The following is a 2,953-nucleotide window of genomic DNA, read 5'->3' as shown; positions in this document are numbered from 1 at the left end:
CGAACCACTACTTTTACCAATGTAGATGGAATTTACAGAGCTAGTGGAGGAACATCGTTTAGTAAAACAATTAAGCGCGATAGCACATCACTTCGTTTCAGAGTAGGTATGTATGCAAACGCTAATAAAGAATTCAACTTTACCAACGGCGTTAAATTTGCGACCAAGCGAAACACAATTACACCAAGTGTACGAATGACGTATAACTACAAAGAATTAATAGAAATAGAGCCACGTTATTCACTTGCTTTAAATACAGTTCGTTACAGTTTGGACAATTTGAATAATGAGACATTTCAAAATCATAATGTAGGTTTAAAAACCACAACATATTGGCCAAAAAATATCGTATTTGGAAACGATTTGCGTTACACATATCAAAGTAATGTGGCGCCAGGTTTTGAGCGTGGTGCCTTATTTTGGAACATGAGTTTAGGTGTAAAAGTGCTCAAAGACAAAGGAACTATAAAGCTTACGGCGTATGACTTGTTAGATCAAAATATAAATACCAGAAGAAGCGTTACCGCAGATTTTATACAGGATTCGCAAAGTACAGTATTGCAACGTTATTTTATGCTAGGTTTTACATATAAAATCAGTAAAATAGGCGGAAAGAAAAACAACTTTATGATCGATTAAATAACGTACACAATTACATAAAAAAGCTTCTGAAGAATATTCAGAAGCTTTTTTTTTACGCTTAAATTGGTGTCTGAATAAATCTTATATTTACGTTTAACGAAAAAAAATGTAACGAATCATTAAAAAGTACCGTCAAACAGAAAAATTGCACATGAAAAACATACTAAAATCACTTGTCTGTCTCATCATATTATCAAATTCAATGACAGTTTTTAGTCAAAAAAATACGCTAGAAACGGAAACCAATTTTATGAATTGTGTATATCAAGGATTGCCGGAAAATGGTGCAAAATTTAAAGAAAAACTCAAAAAGGCAGAACAAAAACTCATTGAACTCAACTATTTAAAAGACGCAAGTGGCGAAAGTTATATAGTACTTTACAGTAAGCTAGATAATATGTTTGATGAAAATCTAAAAGATTTAGGTGTTGCCAGTTACATGGCAGGAGTAGCGAGTGTGTTAAGCGATCCTAAAGTAGCAAGTTGCCTGGAAAATGTGTTTCAATCTCCATCATTTGAAAAATCGAAACTTTCAAAAATGATGTTTCTCATACAATCATTAGATCAATACGAAGGCGATTTAAAAGAAGACATTCTAAAAATATTAGACTCAAAAGATTTTGAACACGATTATTACAAAATGACAACATTTACAATGATTGAAAGCATGAATCAAGTAAGTATTATTCCGCAGACATTACCAGAAGTAGCAGAAGAAAAACTTACGGATGAACAACTTAAAAATGCACTAACTGTAAGAATTGATGAAAATCAGCAATTAACTGTAAATGGAGAAAAAATGGCTGTGGAAAAATTGCAAAAAAGAGTCATATCTTATGTAAAGCAATACGAATCAAAAAATATAGTTATTCTTCAAACAAATATCGCAACTGAGTATGCTGAATATATTAAAGTTCAAAATGAGGTAGCTGCTGGATTTGAAGTGGTTAGAAATGAAAAGGCATTAGAAACATACAAGCGTCCATTCAAAGAATTAGAAGAAAAACAACAAGAGGAAATCAGAAAAATATACCCATTCCGAATCAAAGACTAAGAAAAAATAAATACTATGATAAAATCAATACTCGGTGCGTTTGTATTGTTGATGGCTATCCAAACAACAGCGCAAAATAACAAACAATTAGAAACTGACTACATGAACTGTATGTGCAGTTTATTTGATGATAACGGTACAAAGTTTAAATCGCTCATACAAAAGGCAGAACAAACACTAATCAATGCAGAAGTTTTAGAAGGTACAAGCGGAAAAAATTACATAACATTATACAAAAACATACGAACTTCCATTGATGGAAGAGTCGCAAGTTTTGGACTTAGTGATTATGTTGTAAGTACATTATTGGATTCAAAAAATGTCAAAAAGTATTCAATTTGTATGGATAGTATATTGAAAAATCCAAACTTTAAAAACTCAAAACTTGAAAAAATTATTACACTTTCTTCTTCTGGAAAAAATCAAAAAATTACCGACTTAACTAGTAAGATGTTAGAAATCTTTGAAGCCAAAGATTTTGAACATGCTTTCTACAAATACCTTACATTTTCACTCATTGATAAATTCAATGCTGCCAGCAAAAAAAAATGAAGCTTCATTGAAGAAGTTGCAATTTTAGAGAAAAAATAGATGAAAAAAAAGCTACTCATAATAGCTGCTATATTGCTATTCATTATCGGAATTTTAGGATACATTCTTACCATTCATGTAGCGCCGTATGCAATTATTCAACCACAAAAAATCAATCTTGACATTACGCCAAAACAGCTTGGTTTGCAAAGTGAAACACTCACAATAACCACTAAAGACAGTATTGCGTTAAAAGGGTATTACATTCAACCAAAAACACAACAACCTGAAGGAATCATGATTCTCATTCATGGAATTGGTGGTTGTAAAGAACACTTTTTAAACCTTGCGGGAAACTTGGCGACAAACGGAATTGCTTCTGTAATTTTTGATGGAAGAGCGCATGGCGAAAGTGGCGGAAAATATTGTAGCTACGGTTTTCATGAAAAAAAAGACATTGCCGCCATTGTAGATGAAATCAAAAAGCGAAATCCAGCATTAAAAATTGGAATTTGGGGAAACTCTCTTGGTGGCGCCATTGCAATTCAGGCATTAGAATATGACAAACGAATTGAATTCGGAATTATAGAAAGTACGTTTGCCGATTTAGATCAAATTGTATACGATTACAAAAAGAAAATGTTAGGTGGTTTTGGATTGCGTTTTGTGTCAGATGCAGCGTTGCGCGAAGCAGGAAATATTGCCAATTTCAATCCCGATGCGGTA

At 32.6% G+C, this 2,953-nt stretch carries 4 protein-coding genes; all 4 read left to right on the top strand.

Translation table 11 applies throughout. From position 1 onward, the window contains the following. Positions 1 to 639 (top strand): outer membrane beta-barrel protein (locus tag AB8B65_RS11175; RefSeq protein WP_405301088.1); only part of this gene is annotated, 639 nt, incomplete at its 5' end. Between the two features lie 154 nt (positions 640 to 793). Further along, entirely contained in the window at positions 794 to 1,696 is a 903-nt protein-coding gene (locus AB8B65_RS11170) for an ExbD/TolR family protein (protein ID WP_405301086.1), read from the top strand. A 15-nt stretch (positions 1,697 to 1,711) separates the two neighbouring features. Beyond that, positions 1,712 to 2,248 carry a hypothetical protein gene (locus tag AB8B65_RS11165; protein WP_405301084.1) on the top strand — a complete coding sequence of 179 codons (537 nt, stop codon included), beginning with the start codon at positions 1,712 to 1,714 and terminating at the stop codon, positions 2,246 to 2,248. Positions 2,249 to 2,287: 39 nt separating this feature from the next. Next, positions 2,288 to 2,953 (top strand): alpha/beta hydrolase (locus AB8B65_RS11160; RefSeq protein ID WP_405301082.1); only part of this gene is annotated, 666 nt, incomplete at its 3' end.

Origin of the sequence: Kordia sp., from assembly GCF_045105435.1 — a bacterium.
Lineage (GTDB): Bacteria > Bacteroidota > Bacteroidia > Flavobacteriales > Flavobacteriaceae > Kordia.
This window is presented reverse-complemented; position numbering and strand designations above follow the sequence as displayed.

Coding starts and splice junctions, on each gene's coding strand:
- AB8B65_RS11170 (WP_405301086.1), top strand. CDS start 794: ATGAAAAACATACTAAAATCACTTGTCTGTCTCATCATATTATCAAAT.
- AB8B65_RS11165 (WP_405301084.1), top strand. CDS start 1,712: ATGATAAAATCAATACTCGGTGCGTTTGTATTGTTGATGGCTATCCAA.